We start from the raw sequence: 17,039 nt of genomic DNA on the forward strand, positions 1-17,039 counted from the left end.
GAAGCGTTGCCACGCGGGGTCCACGGTCGTAAGACCTGGACCCCGTGTCCGCTCCCGACCCCCGCAAAGACCCTCGCTTCCGCCGCTACCGTGGTGCCGCGTATGGGCTCTACATCGCGCTCACGTCGCTGTTCTCGGTGTGGATCATCGTGAACGTGAGCCGCTCGGTGGCGGCCATGACGCCGGAGAAGCTGCCGCCCGCCTCCGTGACGCTCGGCTTCCCGGAGTGTCTGGCCGGTGCCCGCGCGCTGTGGGACGAGCTGGAGCTGGGCCGCGAGAAGCTGGTGCGCGTGTCCCCCGCGCGCGACGTGGACCAGGAATGGATGCGCTTTCGCACCGAGTGGCTGACGCGGCTGCGGGAGCGTGAGTCCCAGTGTGACTTGCAGACGCGCGAGCGCGCCCCGCTGCGCACCGTGTACCGCCGGCTGGAGGCGGTGCTGGACCTCTACACCACGCACGCGGTGCAGTACGCGGACGAGGTGGGCGGCACGGTGGACTCGTTCCACGCGGCCTTCAAGGCGGCGAGCGCCAGCCCGGCGGCGAAGCCCTCGGCGCCCTGAGCGCTTCAGCGGATGGGCAAGAGGGCCGTGTAGCGGCCCAGCGTGTCCGTCACGGACTGGGCCAGCAGCACGGAGGAGGGGCGGCCCTCCACGTTCACCACCCGATAGAAGCGGATGGACGCGAAGGCCAGCCCCGGGGGCACGCCGGGCTCACGCGCGAAGGACAGCGCGCGTCCGCGCAGCGTGCGCCCGCGCTGGAGGGAGAAGGTGGGCACCGCCTGCGCGACGCCGTCGATTCCGGGCACCACCGAGACGAAGCGGCTGATGCGCGGCAGGTTCTCGCCGGGCACCGCGTCCAGCCGGTACAGCGCCGGGTCCAACCTGAGCGTGTATTCGCCGTTGCCGTCGGTGATCGTCTCCGTGGCCAGGTCGGGCGGCAGGCGCCGCCCCGGGACGGTGTCCACGGGCTCCACCACCAAGCGCACGCCGGCCGCGGGCGTCGCGTCGTCGGGCAGCCGCAGCAGGCCGCGCACCACGCGTCGCTCGGCGCAGACCACGTCCGGCAGCACCGTGTCCGTGCGCGGCACCACCGCGTTGGTGAGGGTGAGCCCGGCGGCGGAGCCGGGCGGCGGCACCACCACCAGCTCCAGCGGCGTCTCGGCGGGGCTGGGCAGTGAGCGCAGCTCGAAGCGGCCCTCCAGGTCCGTGGTGGCGAGGGGGCTCGCGAAGGTGCCGCCCCCGCTCACGCGCCCCTGGAGCGACACCGTGGCGGAGGCGACGGGGCGGCCATCGAGCGCCACCACGCGGCCCGTCACGAGTACCGGCGCGCCGAAGTCTCCCAGCTCCAGCTCCACCGGGGCCGTCAGGTCCACGGGGAAGGTCTGCTGGGGGATGAGCGCGTCGTCGTGGAGGGCCGTCACCCGGAGGAGCACGGTGCTGGCGGTCGCGGCCTCGGGGGCCAGCGCCAGCGAGAACGCGCCCGTGGCGGCCGTCACGGGGATGCGCTGGGAGAGCGGACGCAGCTGGGCGTCCAGGGCCTCCACCGCGAGCCCGGAGGGCACGGCGGCGCCGTCATGGAGCGTCACCTGGCCCTGCACCCGCACGACGGCGGCGGGGGCGGGGAGCAGCCACTGCATCGCGAGCGTCTCGCCCGGGGACACGGTGCCGGTGCTCGTCGCCGGCGGGACGTCCGGGTCCTCGGCCACCAGCGTCACCGCGTACTGGCCGCTGGCGACGGGGAGCGCCCACTGGCCGTTGTCGGGCACGATCAACGCCTGGTGGTAGCGGGCCACGCCCGGGATGAGGGCGCTGGTGCCGATGGCGCGCACGAAGAGCGGATCCGAATAGGGGCGGGTGGCGGTGCTGGACGGCGTGGGCGGCGTCACCGTGGAGCGCGTCACCAGGCCCCGCACGGACGCCTCGCCGAAGAGCTGCAGGTTCTGCTCGGCGCGAAGGCGCCCCACCGGGAAGTCCTGGGCGTACAGGCCCAGCGCCGGGTTGGGCGTCACCTCCACCACGATGTCCTGGCCCGGGTCTCCACAGCCGTCGACGAAGCAGGTCTCGTTGGCGGAGCAGTCCGCGTCGGAGGTGCAGACCAGGAGCGAGTCCGCGGGGGGCTCCTCCAACAGGGCGCAGCGGGTGTTGCCGGCCAGCAGCACCAGCGCGGCCAGGAGCCGTCGGGCGGGAGCGCCGCTCATCGGCAGTCTCCCTGCACCGTGTTCACCACCCAGGTGTAGCTGATGACGAAGCCCGGGTCGATGATGGTGCCGCCGTCGGGCAGGTTCACCACGCGCGACTCGGGCTGTCGGTCCGTCAGCTCCGCGTCGCTCACCAGGGCCTCCACCAGGTGCTGGCCCGGCGCGCTCAGCTCCGAGTTCGCGGACGCCAGGTTGATGCGCAGCGTGCCGCGGTCCGGCCGGCGCGCCTCGCCGTTGTTGGTGAGGGCGATCTCCCGGTAGGGCCCGCGCGGGTCCTGCGGGTTGTAGTCGATGAACCAGTGCACCTTGATGCGGTCATCGACGTCCGGGTCCTCGACGGCGACCTCGAACGTCAGCTCGCAGCGCGTGGCGCCGAAGTCCCGGATGATGCGCTCCTGGGGCAGCACCAGCGTCTCGATGATGCGCGGCGAGCGGTTCATGAACCGCGGCACGTCGTCGAGCAGGGTGTCGTCCTGGGGCAACAGACAGCCGACGAGCAGCAGGCCCAGGGCCGAGGCCAGGACACACATCGCCCGTCCCTGTCCGGGAGGCCTGTCCCTGGGTGCTCGCGCCGTCGTCGAATCCATCAGCCGTGTGTCCGGGGCCGCCTCAGAGCAGCTCGTCGCTTTCGTCGGGAGGCAGCGGCCGGCCGGTCTTTTCCGCCTCCAGCTTCTCCAGGTGTCGGAAGATGGTGCGAGGGTCCACGCCCAAATCCTTGGCCGTCTTGGTCCGGTTGCCGTTGTTCCGCGCGAGCACTTCGTTGATGTAACGCTTCTGGAACTCTTCCTTGGCCTGGAGCAGCGGCATGATGGGCTCCAGGTTCTCCGGCTTGAGGTCCAGGTCGTCCGGGCCCAGCAGCGGCTTGTCGGACAGCACGACGGCCTTCTTGATGCGGTTCTCCAGCTCGCGGATGTTGCCCGGCCAGCCGTACTTCTTCATCGACACCGCGGAGGACGGGGTGAAGCCCTTCGCCCGGGAGCTGAACTCGCGCGAGTACTTCTGGAGGAAGAACCGGCCCAGCACCACCACGTCCTCGCCGCGCTCGCGCAGCGGGGGCAGCTTCAGGGTGACGACGTTGAGGCGGTAGTAGAGGTCCTCGCGGAAGGTGTTCCGCTTCACCTCCTCCTCGAGGATCTTGTTCGTCGCGGCGACGACGCGGATGTCCACCGGCTCCCCGCGGTTGTCGCCGACCTTGTAGACGATCTTCTCCTGCAGCGCGCGCAGCAGCTTCACCTGGAGCTGCAGCGGCATCTCGCCAATCTCGTCCAGGAAGAGCGTGCCGCCGATGGCCGCCTGGAACTTGCCCGCCTTGGTGGCCACCGCGCCGGTGAAGGCGCCCTTCACGTGGCCGAACAGCTCGCTCTCCAGGAGGTTCTCGGGGATGGCGCCGCAGTTGATGGTGATGAACGGGCCCTTCAGGCGCGGCGAGCGCCGGTGGATCTCGCGGGCGATGAGCTCCTTGCCCGTGCCCGTCTCGCCGGTGATGAGCACGGAGATGTCCGTGGGGGCGATCTTGTCGATGCGCTTGTAGACGTCCCGCATGCCCTGACATGCGCCCACGATGTCGCCGTAGCGCTGGTCCTCCAGCTTGCGGCGCAGCTCCGTGTTGTCCAGCTTGAGGTCATTGACCAGCATCGCGTTCTGCAGGACGAGCGACGCCTGCGCCGCGAAGATGGTGAGCATGTCCGCGCTCTTGGGCTCGAACCGGTTCACCAGCCGGTCGTTGCCCACGTAGATGACGCCGAACAGGTCGCCCTTGTGCATCAGCGGCACGCACATGACCGAGTGCACGCGCAGGTTGACCACGGACTCGCTGGCCTTGAACTCGGGCGCGTCCACCGCGTCCGCGACGATGAGGGGCCGCTGGTCCTTGACCACCTTGGCGATGATGGAGTCGGACAGCTTCTCCACCGCGTCCTCGATGTTCTCCCGCGCCACGTTGCGCGCCACCTTCACGCGCGGGTCTCCGCTCTCCATCAGGATGAGGAAGCCCTTGTCGGCGCGCGTCACCTCGATGGCCTCGTCCATCAGGCTCTCGAGGATGCGCTCCACGTCGTAGAGCGCCAGCAGCCGCTCGCTGAAGGCGGTGAGCCGGCGCAGCATGGCCAGCTCGCGGCCGGGCACCCCGGGCAGCTCCGTGGTGTGCGAGTCCGACGTGTCCTGTCTCGCCGTCGCCTCGCGGTGCGTCGTCGGGGTGAGCGCGGAGGGCGGGGGCGCGCGCGGGGCATCCTCGCGGGAGAACTTCAGCTCGGTGCCGCCCACGCGCAGCACGTCGCCGGTGGCGAGCGCGTGCGTGTCGCGCTTCTTGCCGTTGACCTGCACGGTGGCGCCCAGCGTGCCCACCTCGTAGCGCGTGCCGTCGAAGGTGACGTGCAGGGCGCTGTCGGGGACACCGGGGTCGTCGAGCGCGATGTCGTTGTCCGCGCTGCGGCCGATGCTGGTGATGCGCTTGTGCAGGGCGATCTCGCGGACCTTGCCATCAGGACTGCGGACGGTGAGGCTGGCCATAGGGCTTCACATACCTGGAGGTTGAGGGGCTCAGAAGGTGAGGGAGAGGGCGACGCCGCCGCCCCCGGAGGTGGGGTACACGCCCACGCGCGCGGTGGTGCGCGGCGACGTGGCGCGGGGAGTCAGGACCTCGGAGCGCGGCGTGTTCCGCGCCGGCAGCTCGCGCGTCTCCACGGTGGTGCGCACCACCTGGTCCTCGTGGTGGTACAGCGCGTCCACCACGCCCAGCGCGTAGATGGTGTAGAAGCCCGCGGCCGAGGCCAGCTTGAGCAGCTGCCAGGTGTCGCGCTGGCGCTCGCGGCTGGTGGGGATGAAGCGGATGGTGATGGAGGCCCGACCATCGTCGTCGAGCACGTTGTCCAGCTCCAGCGTGCGCTCCTCGAAGAGCGACTCGTAGGCGAAGTAGGAGATGATGCTCGTCACCGCGAGCACACCCTCGGTGGCGGCGAAGACGATGCCCAGGCTGTTGCGGCCCTGTTGGAACTGGCCCGCGCCGAACGGGACGAAGTTGACCAGGAAGTTGCGCTTCTCCACGGTGCGCACGTTGACCTGGCTGGCCAGCTCCTCGGCGCGGCGGCGCAGCACCTCGGCCTCCACGCGCTCGCGCTCCCGGCGCTCGGTCTCCGCCTTCTCGCGCTCCTGGCGCAGCCGGCGCTCCTGACGCAGGAACTCCAGCTCGTTGGTCATGTCGTCCTTGATGCCCTCCAGGAAGGCCACCGCGGGGGGCGGGACGACGAACGGGTCCAGGCTGAAGTCGGGGTCCAACCGGAGCAGGGCGCGCAGGTGGCGCGAGGCCTCCTCGGTGCGGCCCAGGTTGAACGCGGCCAAGCCCGCGAGCTTGTGCAGCTCCACCAGCTCGTCCTCGCCCAGCCCGCCCCGGTCGATGCGCGCGCCGGCGCGGTCCACGACCTCGGCGTACTTGCCGTACTCGAAGCTGGCGCGCAGGGCCGTCACCTCCGGGTCGCCGGTGTCCTCCTGCGCGAGCGAGGCGACTGGCGTCCACAGCACCAGCCAGAGCGAGATGAGCGCGAGCCCACGGTTCATTCGGGGGACAGGCTCCCGGCCACGAGCGTCGGCTCTCCCGGGCGCAGTTGCACGACGCGGCGCTCCGTCTTGTAGCCGGGGTGGGAGATCTCCACCGCGACGGTGTGGAGGAACCCCGCGGGGCCGCGCGGCGCGCGAATCTCGAACGGGTGCTGGATGCTGTCTCGCGCGGTGCGCACCTGGTCGCCCACGCGCACGGTGGCCTCGGCGGGCGTGTACTCGAGCGAGAGCGGTGACGGCTTGGGCTGGGCGCCCAGGTGGAAGCGGTTCTCGCCTTCGGACAGGACCTCGATGTCCTCCTTCACGTCCAGGCAGTAGTCGCAGGAGATGGTGACGGTGTGGCGCCCCGGAGGCAGCTCCACGTCGTGCTTCGACAGGGCCTGGGCGCTCGGCGAGCCGTCGCCCACGCGGATGATGCCGAAGGGGCGCACGAGGATGGTGGCGACGACCTTCTTCGACCCGGGCTGCCGTCCGGCGACGCGCTCCTCACCGGGGCCGCCCACCGCGCGCGCGTCGTCCACGGCGCGGGTGCCGCCCACCGCGCGAGGGCCTCCCGTACGTGGGGAGGGGCCACCGGGCGCCGGAGACAAGGGGGCGACGCGGGAGCCCGAGGGCTCGGTGAGCTGGGTCTTCGACGCAACACCGCGCGAGTTCTCGGGTCGGCCTGTCAGCGGCTCGACCCGCGGGCCGGGGTTCAGGCTCGAGTCTGGCGGCGTGGCCCTCGAACCGGACACGTCAGTGGAGGAGAGCGCCTTGCCGCCCTGTCCGCCGAGCATGTTCGAGAGCAGGGAGCCGCTCTGCTCGTTGCCTCCAGACGTCATGGAGGGGAGCGTGGAGGGGGTGCTCGCCTCGGGCGGATGGGACGCGGCGTCGGCGGGTGCGTGGTAGAGCTTGTAGCCGCCGATGCTCACGGCCGTGAGGGACGCGAGCCCCACCGCGAGCCGGATGCCGCGCCGTCGCCACTTCCGCGCGCGCTGCGCCCGCTGGATGCCCTTGAGCAGCCCGAGCGCCCGCGCGTTCTGCGCGTCCAGCGCCAGCACCTGGTTGAGGCAGCCGAGCGCGCGCGGCGTGCGCTTCTCCGCGAGCAGCCGCTCACCGCGCTCCAGCAGCGACGCGACGATGCGCTGGCGCGCGAGCTTCCGGTACGACGGCGGGTCGGCGAAGAACGACACCAGCTCCTCGCCCACGCGCGCGAAGCCCAGGCCCGCCAGATAATCCGCGAGCGCGTCGCGCAGCTTGCCGGCGTCCGGGTAGCGCTGCTGGGGATCTCTCTGCAGACAGCGCGCGCAGATGTCCGCCAGCTCATCCGACAGACAGGGGACGCGGCGGCGCGGGTCCTCGTAGTCGCCGTCGAGGATGCGCTTGAGCGTGGCGGTGGTGTTGGGCGCGGAGAAGGGCAGCCGGCCCGTCATGGCCGCGTAGAACATGATGCCCACGCTGAAGACGTCCGCCTCGGGGCCGGCCTCCAGCCCCTCGATGATCTCGGGGGACATGTGCGCGGGCGAGCCCACGAGCGTGCCCGTCACCGTCATCCGCTCCTCGATGTCGAGCAGCCGGGCGATGCCGAAGTCCATGAGCTTGAGGATGCCGTCCTCGCGCACCATGACGTTCTCGGGCTTCAAGTCGCGGTGGATGACGCCCGCCTCGTGGGCATGCGCGAGCGCCGCGGCCAGCTCGTGGATGACCATGGCCGCCAGCTCCGGCGGATCCAACGGCCCCTCGTCGAGCACCGTCTTGAGCGTCTGGCCGCGGATGTACTCGGTGACGATGAACGCGTCCTGCGCGTCCGCGGCGGAGAAGTCGAACACCTCGAGGATGTTGGGGTGGTGCAGCTTGGCCACCGCGCGAGCCTCGCGCGCGAGCCTCCGCCGCGACTCGTCCTTGCCCGCCAGATGGGGGTGCAGCACCTTCACGGCCACTTCACGATCCAGGGCGGTGTCGAGCCCTTTGTACACGACGCTCATGCCCCCCGAGCCGAGCTGCTCGAGGATGCGATAGCGACCGATATGGCGGCCGACGAGCGTCATGACGTGTGCGGCGAAAAGTGCCTTCCCCCTCCCTCAGTCCCCGAAGCTGATGCCCATGCTCTTCGCGAAGCGCACCAGCTCGCCGGAAGCATCCACCCGGCGCTCCTTGCGCGACTCGCTCAGCGGTACCGCGACGATTTCACCCGCGCGCAGGGCCACCATGTGGTCCCACTGTCCATCGCGCACCAGGTCCAGCACCTTGCAACCATAGCGCGTCGCGAGCACGCGGTCCGCCGCGCTCGGGCTGCCCCCGCGCTGCAGGTGGCCCAGCACATTCACGCGAATCTCCGCGTCCAGGTGCTGCGCCAGCAGGTCCGCGCACACCTTGCCGGAGCCGCCCAGCCGCACCACGCCGCGCCCGGGCAGGTCCTCGGCCTTGTCCAGCACCGCCAGCGTGCCGCCCACGGGGAAGGCGCCCTCGGAGATGGCGATGATGGAGAAGCTGCGGCGGCGCGTGGCCCTGCGGCGCAGCTTCTCCACGATGGACTCCACCCGGTAGGGAATCTCCGGGATGAGGATGACGTCCGCTCCGCCAGCAAGCCCGCTCTCGAGCGTGAGGAAGCCCGCGTGCCGGCCCATGATCTCCACCAGCATCACCCGGTCATGCGCCTCCGCCGTGGAGTGCAGCCGGTCCAACGCCTCCGTCACGATGAGTCGCGCGGTGTCGAAGCCGAACGTCTGGTCCGTGCCGCTCAAGTCGTTGTCGATGGTCTTCGGACAGCCCACCACCTTGAGGCCCTTCTCACTGAGCCGGTGGCCGATGGACAGCGTGCCGTCGCCGCCCACCGCGATGACGCCGTCGAGCTTCAGCGCCTCGCAGCGGCGCAGCACGTCGTCGGACACATCGCGCTCCACCCACCGTCCACCCTCCTTGAAGGCGTAGAGGAACGGGTTGGCGCGGTTGGACGTGCCCAGGATGGTGCCGCCCTTGGGGAGGATGCCGCGCGTGTCCTCCTCCGTGAGGGGACGCGTCAGGTCGGGCTCCACCAGGCCCATGTAGCCGTTCTCGATGCCGACGAACTCGTGGCCGAACTCGTGCGTGCCCCGCTTGACGAGGCCGCGGATGAGCGCGTTGAGCCCGGGGCAGTCTCCGCCACCGGTGAGGACTCCGAGTCTCAGTGAACGGGCCATAGGGGTCGGACGCGGGTGTCAGAGGCAGGAGTGCCCACCATGACAGGGACGTCGGACCTGATGATAGGAGGCCCCCGCGCCGGGGTGCAACGCGCGAATCACCTCATGGATCGGATTTCCGAGTGGAAACGCGAGCTTCCATCAGTCCCGCTTGAGGCGGCGACGAGAGGCGACCCGGTCCAACAGGGCCTGCAGCCGGGGCTGGGGCGCCTTGGGCAGCGCCTTGTCTGTCGGAGACTGTAGGGGCATCTCCTTCGCCATCCGGTAGACCTCGATCAACCGCTCCTTGAAGAGCTCGTTGTCGGGGCGCTCCTGGAGGGCGCGGCGGTAGGCGGCGGCGGCTCCGACGTAGTCCCCCAGGGCGAACAGGCGCTCACCCTCCTGGGCGGGTGAGGAGGGACCGAGCGGGAGCTCCGGCTCCTCGGGCGGTCGGGAGGCTTCCAGCTTCTGGAGCTCCAGGGGTTGGAGGGACTCGCGGAGGTTGGCGAGCTTGTCCGCGAGCGAGCTGTCATCCGGGAAGGCCAGGATGAGCGCCTCGTAGAGGTCGAGCGCCTCGACGAGCTCTCCACGGCGCAGCGCTCGGTCGGCGCGAGCCTCCATCTCCACCCGGGCTGCAGGATTCATCTCGGCGCGAGGTTACCCGCGCCCGACGGGGATGTCACAACGAAGGCGTGCGAGCGCTGACTTCGTGGTGCGCCGGGACGGTGGGCCTTGGGCCTGTGAAGCCGTGTCTTCTGGGTATCCATGGGTTCGTGCGGTGCGCGCGAGGTGGCCGCGTCGGGGGCGCGGGGGGCCTATGCTGCGCGGTGTGAGTCTCTCGTGGGTGGCCGCAGGAGGGTGGTTGTTGCTGTCGGGCGCGCTCGGCACCGAGCTGCGGCGCGACGGCTACGTGCTGCGTCCGCCCGAGGGGTTCCACATGGTGCGGTGGGAGCCCTACACGGGCTCGGTGGCGGGGGCGGTGACGTTGGATGCGGAGACGCCGAGGTCCCTGTCCGCGGCGCTCGCCGATGGTGAAGGGCCGGAGGCGGCGACGATGTTGGTGTCGGTGGTGGAGCGGAGCTTCTCCGCGAGCCCCTCCGAGCGTGACGACTTCGCGTCGGCGGTGATGCAGCACTTCCAGCGGGAGCTGGGGGTGGTGCTGTCGCCGGAGCGGGTGGACCGGATTGGCGGGGATGCGCCGCGCGTGGAGGTGCTGGGGACGCTGCGGGACGCGGGGCAGACGCGCACGGTGCTGGTGGCGGGGCTCGCGTCCGAGGGGCGGCACGCGGTGGTGGTGGTGAGCGCGCCCGCGGTGCGCTGGGAGCGGCTGGCCCCGGGGGTCCGCGCCTCACTGGAGACCTTCCGCCTGGAGCCGACGACGACGCCCGGCGCGGTTCCCCGGCGCGTGCTGGGCGCGCTCGCGGGAGCCCTGGCCGGTGCGCTGGTGGCGTCGTACGCGGCGTGGCGCCGAGGGCGCGCGGGTCGGATGGCCTCCGAGTCGTGACCGCCGCGCGGACCGAGCATCGGTGAGTCGACCGGATGGCGCCCTGTGTGGCGCCGCGAGCGGGCCGCATCGGAGGCGAGGCGACTCCACGCGTGCCTCGCGTGACGCCACCTCCTGAGATCCGCGCCGGAGCCCGGGGAATCGGCCCCGGCGCGTCTTCATACTCCGTGCTTCACCTCACCCCGCGCTCGGCTCGGGCGCGAGCGGAGGCACGGCCGTGGGCTTGCGGTGCTCGTCCAGCGCGACGAGCACGAAGCGCCCCCGGGTGCACAGCTCCCGCGCGCCGGTGAGCAGGTCCTCGGCGAACATCTCCACGTCCACGGTGACGGAGGTGCGGCCGGTGGCCGTCACGCGGCTGACCAGCTCCACGAGCTGCCCTTGCTGCACCGGCATGTGGAAGTCCACGCGCTCGCTGGAGGCGGTGACGACGGTGCGGCGCGTGTAGCGGCTGGCGGTGATGAACGCGGACATGTCCATCCACCGGAGGGCCTGACCTCCGAAGAGGGTGCCGTAGTGGTTGGTCTGATCCGGGAACACCATGTCCACCATCCGGGTCTCGGTGGCGGAGGAGGGGAGGGAGGGCTGCATCGGACTCATGGATGGACTCCTGGCCCACGGGCCGCCCCGGACGTGAAGACCTCCGACGGCGGCGGTGGGCCGCGATGGATGGCCTGACCTTCCCGCGAAGGTCGGGGGCGAAGCGCCACCCGGGGCGCTGTCCGCGTCCCAGGAGGGCTCGAGGCAGGTTTTCGGGCTCCGTGGGCTTGCTCCACCACCCGCCACGCATCGCGGCGCATGCTGGCGTCCTAGGCGCCGTCCCTTCCCAGCCCTCGTCAGTCGAGGACCAGTGTGTTCGACGGCGTTCGTTCCCACTGACCGCTGCGGGGCAGCTCCGGATTCGCACCGGATTCCCTTGCTAAACCCCATGGACCCCCATGAGGCACCTCGGGCGGGGCGGACCCTACCCGCTGCCCGGCGCGTCGCCAACAGGGCAGGTGGGTCGACGAGCGCACCGGAGCCCTCATGCCCTCTCCACTCGGTACCCACGCGCGCGCGGCGCTGGGATAGCGTGCGCCGCATCCATGTTCGTCTTCCTCCTCGTCGCCGTGCTGGGGCAGGCGCCGGCCGTCGCCCCATCGGAACCGGGCGCGCCCTCCACCGTCCGAAGCCAACCCGACGCCGTGCCCGCTCCCGCGCCCGAGCCTCCTCCGGCGGGCTTGCCTCCGGCCACCCACGAGCTCTTCCAGCGCATCCAGAACCGCGTCGCCCAGGTGCGCATCATCGAGCGTCGCTCGGGCACGCGCTCCTCCATCGGCTCCGCCTTCTTCGTCTCCGCCGACGGGTACGCCATCACCAACTACCACGTGGTCTCCGACGTGGTGCTCCATCCGGAGGACTACACCGCGCAGCTCGTGCTGCGCACCGGCGGGGAGCCCGTGCCCGCGCGCCTGGTCGACGTGGATGTGGTCCACGACCTGGCCGTCATCCGGATGGACGAGCCGGTGAAGGACTTCTTCGTCCTGGAGGACCGCGAGCCGCCGCAGGGCGCGCGCCTGTTCGCCATGGGCAACCCCCATGACCTGGGCACCACCATCGTCGAGGGCACCTACAACGGCTTCATCCAGGACTCCCTCTACGAGCGCCTGCACTTCAGCGGCGCCATCAACCCCGGCATGAGCGGAGGCCCCACGCTGACGGGGCAGGGCACCGTGGTGGGCGTCAACGTGGCCACCATGGGCAACCAGCTGGGCTTCCTGGTCCCGGTGCACCGCGCGAGGACGCTGCTCGGCCGGGCGCTGAAGATGGCGCCGGACGCGACGCCCGCGCTGCTGGAGACGGTGCGCGCGCAGCTCATCGACAACCAGCAGCGGCTCACCGAGCAGATGCTCGCGGCCTCGCTGCCGAAGCAGACCCTGGGCAGCTACCACGTCCCGGGCCGGTGGATTCCGTTCCTCAAGTGCTGGGGCGACACGCCGCACGACCCGGAGGTGCCGTACACCGTGACGAACTACCAGTGCTCGTCCGAGGAGGACATCTACCTGTCCTCGCGGCACCGCACCGGCGTGGTGGCCTTCCTGCATCAGCAGGCCTCCAGCCAGGAGCTGGGCGCGCTGCGCTTCTCCGCGCTCTACACCGCGCTGTCCTCGCAGGACCCGGACACGGTGGAGGCCTCGCGCGAGGACGTCACCAACTTCCGGTGCAGCTCCGAGTTCGTGGACGTGGGGGGCCTGCCCGTGCGCGCCGCCATGTGCCTGCGCGCGTACAAGCGCTTCCCGGGGCTCTATGACCTGGTGCTGCGCGCCGCCGCGCTCAACGCCAGCACCAGCGGGGTGGACACCAGCCTCACGCTGGGCGGCTTCACGGCGGACAACGCGCGCAAGCTGGCGCGCCGCTACCTGGAGGGGCTGTCGTGGACGAAGTGATCTTCCTCGAGGTGTTGGAGGGTGACTCCGTCCACACGCGTCACCGGCTGGAGCGCTTCCCGGCCACGGTGGGCCGCGCCTACTCGAACGACGTCATCCTGGACGACCCGAAGGTCTCCGCCGAGCACCTGCGCATCGACCGCCGCGAGGACGGCGCGCTCGTGCTGCGCGACGTGGGCAGCGACAACGGGACCTGGCGCGTGCAGCCCTGGGCGCAGCTGGCGGAGCTGGAGCTGGCGCCGGACACCCGCGTGGCCGTGGGGGACACGGTGCTGCGCTTCCGGGCCCGCGACCACGTGGTGCCGCCCACGGTGGTGAGCACCGTGTCCGCCGAGCCCCGCGAGCGCGTGTTCGAGCACCCGCGCGCCTTCCCCGTGGCGATGCTGTCCCTGCTGCTGTTCAGCGCGCTGGCGTCCTACCTGGGCAACTACGCGCGCACGGACTGGGGCGAGCTGACGGTGGCCCTGGTGATGCCCATGACGCTCACGCTGTTGTGGGCCGGAGGCTGGGCCGTGGCCAGCCGCATCTCCCGTCGCCACTTCCACTACCGCGCGCACGCGACCATCGGCGCGCTGGTGCTCCTGGGCGCCGTGGCGCTGCCGCTGCTGGTGGCCGCGCTGGGCTTCAGCCTGGGCCTGGGCGCCAGCCTCTCCTGGGTGTACCACGCGACGTTCCTCGGCCTGATGGGCTGGGGGCTCTTCTGGCACCTGCGCTACGTGGCGCGGTGGGAGCCGGCGCGGCTGGTGCGGGTGCTCGTCGTCGTGACGCTGGCCTTCGGCGCCGTGTCGCGCGCGAACGATTTGCTGGGCAACGAGCCCTTCAGCACGTCGCTGGACTTCTCCCGCACGCTGCTGCCGCCCGTCTTCCGCGTCGCCCGCGCCCAGCCGGTGGAGTCCTTCTTCGAGGACCTGGACGGGCTGCAGAAGCAGGTGGACGCCCTCGCCAAGGAGGAGTAGCGCCCGACGACGCCACGGGTGGGATGGTGATGTCAGACCTGGAAGGTAGCCTGCATCGCTTGGGTGGCTGAGCGACCAGGAGGTCCAGGTGCGAGTGAGCGTGGCGCCGGAGCTGTCGTCGTTCCGGGAGGTGGCGCGTGGGTTGTTGGTGCGCGGCATGCCTCCGGACCGGGTGGAGTTCGAACCGGGGCAGGAGTCGTGGGCGGAGTGGGTGGATCCGCTCCTGGCCGGTGGTGGCGCCCGGGCTGCCCCGGTGCTGCCCGCGGACTTCCTGTCCCTGGCGGAGAAGGTGGTGTGTCACCGGGACGCGGAGCGCTTCGCGTTGCTGTACCGCGTGCTCTGGCGGCTGACGCACGGTGAGCGGCGACTCCTGGAGAAGGACGCGGACCGGGACGTCCAGCGGCTGCGGCGCATGGAGCGCGCGGTGCGGCGGGACGTGCGGGAGCTGGTGATTCGCGTCCGGTTCCGTCGCGCCGCCTCGGATGGAGAGGCGCGCCATGTCGCGTGGTACCGGCCGGAGCACCTCGTCGTCCGGCTGGCCGCGCCCTTCCTCGTGGGGCGCTTCCCCTCGCTCCACTGGAGCCTCTTCACGCCGGACGCCAGCGCGCATTGGGACAGGGCACGGCTGTCCTTCGGTGCGGGGCTCGCGTTCTCGGAGTCCGGGGCGTCCCCCGCGCCTGTCGCCTCTCCGGAACCCGGCTGCGCGCGGCCGCGCGTGTTGCTGCTGGGGGACGTGCCCGGCACGCGCGAGGAAGGAGACGCGGCGTGCTTCGTGGGACCCTCGGGCCGGCTGTTGGAGCTGGTGCTCTCGCGCGCGGGGCTGCGGACCTCGGACCTGCGGGTGTCGCGGGCCCGGTGGCCGGGACGTCGCTCGGGGGCGCTCGCCTGGCCGGAGGCCCGGGCCCTGAGGGAGGAGCTGGCCTCGGAGGCGGCCCAGGTCCGTCCCCGGCTGCTGCTCGCGTTGGGCAGCGCCGCGGGGCAGGTGCTGCTGGGGCCGGGCTTCCGGCTGGACGTGGGGCGGGGGCGGCTGGTGCCCTCCGAGTGGGCCCCCGGCGCGCTGGCCACCTTCGCGCCGTGGGACGTGCTGCGGCGGCAGGACCCTCGGGAGCGCGCGGAGGCCCGCATCCACTTCGAGGCGGACGTCCGCGCGGCGGCGCAGTGGCTGAAGAGCCCGGCGTCGCTGGGCTCCTGAGCGGACACACGCGCCCCCCACGGGCGGCCTCGACAACGCGCGAAGCCGCCCTTCATATCGCCAGGGCCCCTGGATGGTTGCGCTCCGTGGGGCGCTGGCGGTGGGTGTGTCAGCGGGGTGGTAGTCTCGATGGGGCCCAGGTGCGCTTCTTGGAGAGGATGCCATGCGCCGTTCAGCCCTGACCCTGTTGTTGCTGTTGTGTGCCGCGTGCGCGCGGACTTCATCGGTGGTGCCGCGCCGCGGACCTCCCGTCACCGTGGTTCCACCGGAGCTGGCGCTCGAGTCGGGTGACTCACCCTGGGCCATCTCCATGCCCTTCGGCCTCGCGCAGGATGGCAGCGCCCTGGTGTTGCGCTTCCTGGAGCGGGCGGAGGCGTCGGGCGCGCGCTTCCTCAGCAACGTGCAGGTGGTGTTCGTCGCGGACGACGCGGGCACGTCCATGGAGTGCCGGACCCGTCTGATGCCGGAGGGCACCATCCCGCCGTGGAAGCCGCTGATTCGCACCGCGATGGCCGCGGGCGAGTACGCGCCCCTGAAGCTGGTCAGCCGCCCCGTGCCGGACGTGGTGGTGAGCTGCCAGGAGACGTGGGCCGTCACCATGGTCCCCCAGGCCATGCGCGTGTCCTCCATGGACCGCGCGCGCCCGGGGGAACTCCTCATCGGCGGCAACATGGTGCGCCGCCCGGAGGTGCGCTGCGGGCCGGTGGCCACCATGAGGCTGCTCACGCGCTACGCCTTCGAGGACGCCGTCAACTACGTGCCTCCGCGCATCGAGCGGATGGGCGAGCACCGCCCGGAGTTGAAGCTGCAGGAGACGGAGGCGGAGTGCTACCCGAGAGACCCTGCCGCCCCCGGCGTCAACCGCATCGAGGCGATGGCCTACGGCGGCGCGGGGCCTCGCGCCGCGCTCCTGGACGGCTCCATGCCTTTGATGGAGGCGCCCAGGTCCGGGCCCCAGATGGACCTCTGACGCCGCGCACGGCTCACATGCCGCGCAGCGCGTGGGGCAGGTAGGGCGCCTCGAGCTGTTGAAGCTCCTCCGCCGTGAGCTTGAGGTCCACGGCGCGCGCGGCGTCCTCCAGGTGCTCCATCTTCGTGGCGCCGATGATGGGCGCCGTCACCACCGGCCGCGACAGGAGCCACGCCAGGGCCACCTGCGCGGGCGGCACGTTGCGCGCCTCGGCCACCTTCCGGTTGGCCTCCGCCACCTCCCAGTCCCCCGGCTGGTCATACAGCACGGTCGCGTACGCATCCGTCTTCGCGCGCGTCGTGGAGGTCCGGTCCGTGAGTGACTTGCGCGAGCCCGCGAGCAGCCCGCGCGCCAGGGGAGACCAGGGGATGACGCCGATGCCCTCCGCCTCGCACAGGGGCAGCATCTCCCGCTCCTCCTCCCGGTACACCAGGTTGTAGTGGTCCTGCATGGACACGAAGCGCGACCAGCCGTGCAGGTCCGCCACGCCCAGCGCCCGGGCGAACTGCCACGCATACGTGGACGACGCGCCCAGGTAGCGCACCTTGCCCTGGTTCACGAGCTGCTCCAGCGCGGCCAGCGTCTCCTCCAGCGGCGTGTGCGGGTCCATCCGGTGGATTTGATACAGGTCGATGGTCTCCACCCCCAGGCGCTTGAGGCTCGCCTCGCACGCCTGGACGATGTGCTTGCGAGACAGGCCCCGCATGTTGGGCCCGTCCCCCATGGGGAAGTAGACCTTGGTGGCGAGCACCACCTCCTCCATGCGCGCATACCGTCGCAGCGCACGACCCGTCACCTCCTCGCTGACGCCCAGCGAGTACATGTCGGCGGTGTCGAAGAAGTTGATGCCCAGCTCCACCGCGCGGCGGAAGAAGGGCTGGGAGGACTCCTCGTTCAGGACCCAGGGCCGCCACGAAGGCGTGCCGTAGCTCATGCAGCCCAGGCAGAGGCGGGAGACGCGCAGGCCGGTGCGGCCCAGCTGTGTGAACTTCATGCGGGTGCTCCTCTCGTCGATGACGCGGGCCGTGAATATGCAACCTGCAAGCGCCGATGTGCTGGGTCATTCGTGATGACACGCCTTTTCTGGATGCCCCGAATCCATTAAAAG

At 71.3% G+C, this 17,039-nt stretch carries 15 protein-coding genes and 1 riboswitch; of the genes, 6 read left to right on the top strand and 9 right to left on the bottom strand.

Translation table 11 applies throughout. The annotated features are described in order from the left end of the window. Positions 1-44: 44 nt before the first annotated feature. Positions 45-560, top strand: a complete 516-nt coding sequence (locus LXT21_RS37220; RefSeq protein WP_174816760.1) for a hypothetical protein — start codon at positions 45-47, stop codon at positions 558-560. 5 nt (positions 561-565) lie between these two features. Here the strand turns inward: LXT21_RS37220 and LXT21_RS37225 are convergent, their stop codons facing one another. The 7 genes from LXT21_RS37225 to LXT21_RS37255 form a co-directional block, all read right to left on the bottom strand. Continuing rightward, positions 566-2,197, bottom strand: a complete 1,632-nt coding sequence (locus LXT21_RS37225) for a carboxypeptidase regulatory-like domain-containing protein (protein ID WP_254042982.1) — start codon at positions 2,195-2,197, stop codon at positions 566-568. After that, positions 2,194-2,727 carry a hypothetical protein gene (locus LXT21_RS37230; protein WP_254043005.1) on the bottom strand — a complete coding sequence of 178 codons (534 nt, stop codon included), beginning with the start codon at positions 2,725-2,727 and terminating at the stop codon, positions 2,194-2,196. Before LXT21_RS37230 ends, LXT21_RS37225 begins: the two co-directional genes overlap by 4 nt. Before the next feature lie 79 nt (positions 2,728-2,806). Further along, positions 2,807-4,705: a sigma 54-interacting transcriptional regulator gene (locus LXT21_RS37235; RefSeq protein ID WP_254042983.1), complete on the bottom strand. Its 1,899-nt coding sequence runs from the start codon at positions 4,703-4,705 to the stop codon at positions 2,807-2,809. A 30-nt stretch (positions 4,706-4,735) separates the two neighbouring features. Further along, a complete protein-coding gene (locus LXT21_RS37240) occupies positions 4,736-5,749 on the bottom strand; it encodes a tetratricopeptide repeat protein (protein ID WP_254042984.1) in 1,014 nt (337 codons plus the stop codon). Beyond that, positions 5,746-7,776 carry a serine/threonine-protein kinase gene (locus LXT21_RS37245; protein ID WP_254042985.1) on the bottom strand — a complete coding sequence of 677 codons (2,031 nt, stop codon included), beginning with the start codon at positions 7,774-7,776 and terminating at the stop codon, positions 5,746-5,748. Before LXT21_RS37245 ends, LXT21_RS37240 begins: the two co-directional genes overlap by 4 nt. A gap of 33 nt (positions 7,777-7,809) precedes the next feature. Beyond that, positions 7,810-8,907, bottom strand: a complete 1,098-nt coding sequence (locus LXT21_RS37250; RefSeq protein WP_254042986.1) for a 6-phosphofructokinase — start codon at positions 8,905-8,907, stop codon at positions 7,810-7,812. Positions 8,908-9,048: 141 nt separating this feature from the next. Continuing rightward, the gene (locus tag LXT21_RS37255) at positions 9,049-9,531 is read right to left on the bottom strand and encodes a hypothetical protein (protein ID WP_254042987.1); all 483 of its coding nucleotides are present in this window, start codon (positions 9,529-9,531) and stop codon (positions 9,049-9,051) included. Positions 9,532-9,703: 172 nt separating this feature from the next. Here LXT21_RS37255 and LXT21_RS37260 point away from each other — a divergent pair, with 172 nt between their 5' ends. Next, entirely contained in the window at positions 9,704-10,390 is a 687-nt protein-coding gene (locus LXT21_RS37260; RefSeq protein ID WP_256572300.1) for a hypothetical protein, read from the top strand. A 177-nt stretch (positions 10,391-10,567) separates the two neighbouring features. Here the strand turns inward: LXT21_RS37260 and LXT21_RS37265 are convergent, their stop codons facing one another. Next, positions 10,568-10,987, bottom strand: coding sequence for an acyl-CoA thioesterase (locus LXT21_RS37265; RefSeq protein ID WP_254042989.1), 420 nt, complete (start codon positions 10,985-10,987; stop codon positions 10,568-10,570). 126 nt (positions 10,988-11,113) lie between these two features. Beyond that, a riboswitch (cobalamin riboswitch) is annotated at positions 11,114-11,353 on the bottom strand. A gap of 119 nt (positions 11,354-11,472) precedes the next feature. Between LXT21_RS37265 and LXT21_RS37270 the strand changes: the two genes are divergently transcribed. The 4 genes from LXT21_RS37270 (at position 11,473) to LXT21_RS37285 (ending at position 15,931) form a co-directional block, all read left to right on the top strand. Next, the gene (locus tag LXT21_RS37270; RefSeq protein WP_254042990.1) at positions 11,473-12,813 is read left to right on the top strand and encodes a S1C family serine protease; all 1,341 of its coding nucleotides are present in this window, start codon (positions 11,473-11,475) and stop codon (positions 12,811-12,813) included. Beyond that, positions 12,801-13,769 (top strand): FHA domain-containing protein, encoded by a 969-nt coding sequence (locus LXT21_RS37275; RefSeq protein ID WP_254042991.1) that lies wholly within the window; start codon positions 12,801-12,803, stop codon positions 13,767-13,769. The genes LXT21_RS37270 and LXT21_RS37275 overlap by 13 nt, the downstream gene beginning before the upstream one ends. 88 nt (positions 13,770-13,857) lie before the next feature. Continuing rightward, entirely contained in the window at positions 13,858-14,961 is a 1,104-nt protein-coding gene (locus LXT21_RS37280) for a DUF4130 domain-containing protein (RefSeq protein WP_254042992.1), read from the top strand. A gap of 163 nt (positions 14,962-15,124) precedes the next feature. After that, positions 15,125-15,931, top strand: coding sequence for a hypothetical protein (locus LXT21_RS37285; RefSeq protein ID WP_254042993.1), 807 nt, complete (start codon positions 15,125-15,127; stop codon positions 15,929-15,931). Positions 15,932-15,944: 13 nt separating this feature from the next. Here LXT21_RS37285 and LXT21_RS37290 read toward each other — a convergent pair whose 3' ends face one another. Further along, positions 15,945-16,925, bottom strand: a complete 981-nt coding sequence (locus tag LXT21_RS37290; protein ID WP_254042994.1) for an aldo/keto reductase — start codon at positions 16,923-16,925, stop codon at positions 15,945-15,947. Between the last annotated feature and the right edge of the window lie 114 nt (positions 16,926-17,039).

This window comes from Myxococcus guangdongensis, from assembly GCF_024198255.1.
Lineage (GTDB): Bacteria > Myxococcota > Myxococcia > Myxococcales > Myxococcaceae > Myxococcus > Myxococcus guangdongensis.

What these genes read in the sequence shown, in the direction of transcription:
- LXT21_RS37250 (WP_254042986.1), bottom strand. Translation starts at nt 8,907, where the DNA reads ATGGCCCGTTCACTGAGACTCGGAGTCCTCACCGGTGGCGGAGACTGC.
- LXT21_RS37235 (WP_254042983.1), bottom strand. Translation starts at nt 4,705, where the DNA reads ATGGCCAGCCTCACCGTCCGCAGTCCTGATGGCAAGGTCCGCGAGATC.
- LXT21_RS37255 (WP_254042987.1), bottom strand. Translation starts at nt 9,531, where the DNA reads ATGAATCCTGCAGCCCGGGTGGAGATGGAGGCTCGCGCCGACCGAGCG.
- LXT21_RS37260 (WP_256572300.1), top strand. Translation starts at nt 9,704, where the DNA reads ATGCTGCGCGGTGTGAGTCTCTCGTGGGTGGCCGCAGGAGGGTGGTTG.
- LXT21_RS37265 (WP_254042989.1), bottom strand. Translation starts at nt 10,987, where the DNA reads ATGAGTCCGATGCAGCCCTCCCTCCCCTCCTCCGCCACCGAGACCCGG.
- LXT21_RS37230 (WP_254043005.1), bottom strand. Translation starts at nt 2,727, where the DNA reads ATGTGTGTCCTGGCCTCGGCCCTGGGCCTGCTGCTCGTCGGCTGTCTG.
- LXT21_RS37245 (WP_254042985.1), bottom strand. Translation starts at nt 7,776, where the DNA reads ATGACGCTCGTCGGCCGCCATATCGGTCGCTATCGCATCCTCGAGCAG.
- LXT21_RS37240 (WP_254042984.1), bottom strand. Translation starts at nt 5,749, where the DNA reads ATGAACCGTGGGCTCGCGCTCATCTCGCTCTGGCTGGTGCTGTGGACG.
- LXT21_RS37290 (WP_254042994.1), bottom strand. Translation starts at nt 16,925, where the DNA reads ATGAAGTTCACACAGCTGGGCCGCACCGGCCTGCGCGTCTCCCGCCTC.
- LXT21_RS37285 (WP_254042993.1), top strand. Translation starts at nt 15,125, where the DNA reads ATGCGCCGTTCAGCCCTGACCCTGTTGTTGCTGTTGTGTGCCGCGTGC.
- LXT21_RS37225 (WP_254042982.1), bottom strand. Translation starts at nt 2,197, where the DNA reads ATGAGCGGCGCTCCCGCCCGACGGCTCCTGGCCGCGCTGGTGCTGCTG.
- LXT21_RS37270 (WP_254042990.1), top strand. Translation starts at nt 11,473, where the DNA reads ATGTTCGTCTTCCTCCTCGTCGCCGTGCTGGGGCAGGCGCCGGCCGTC.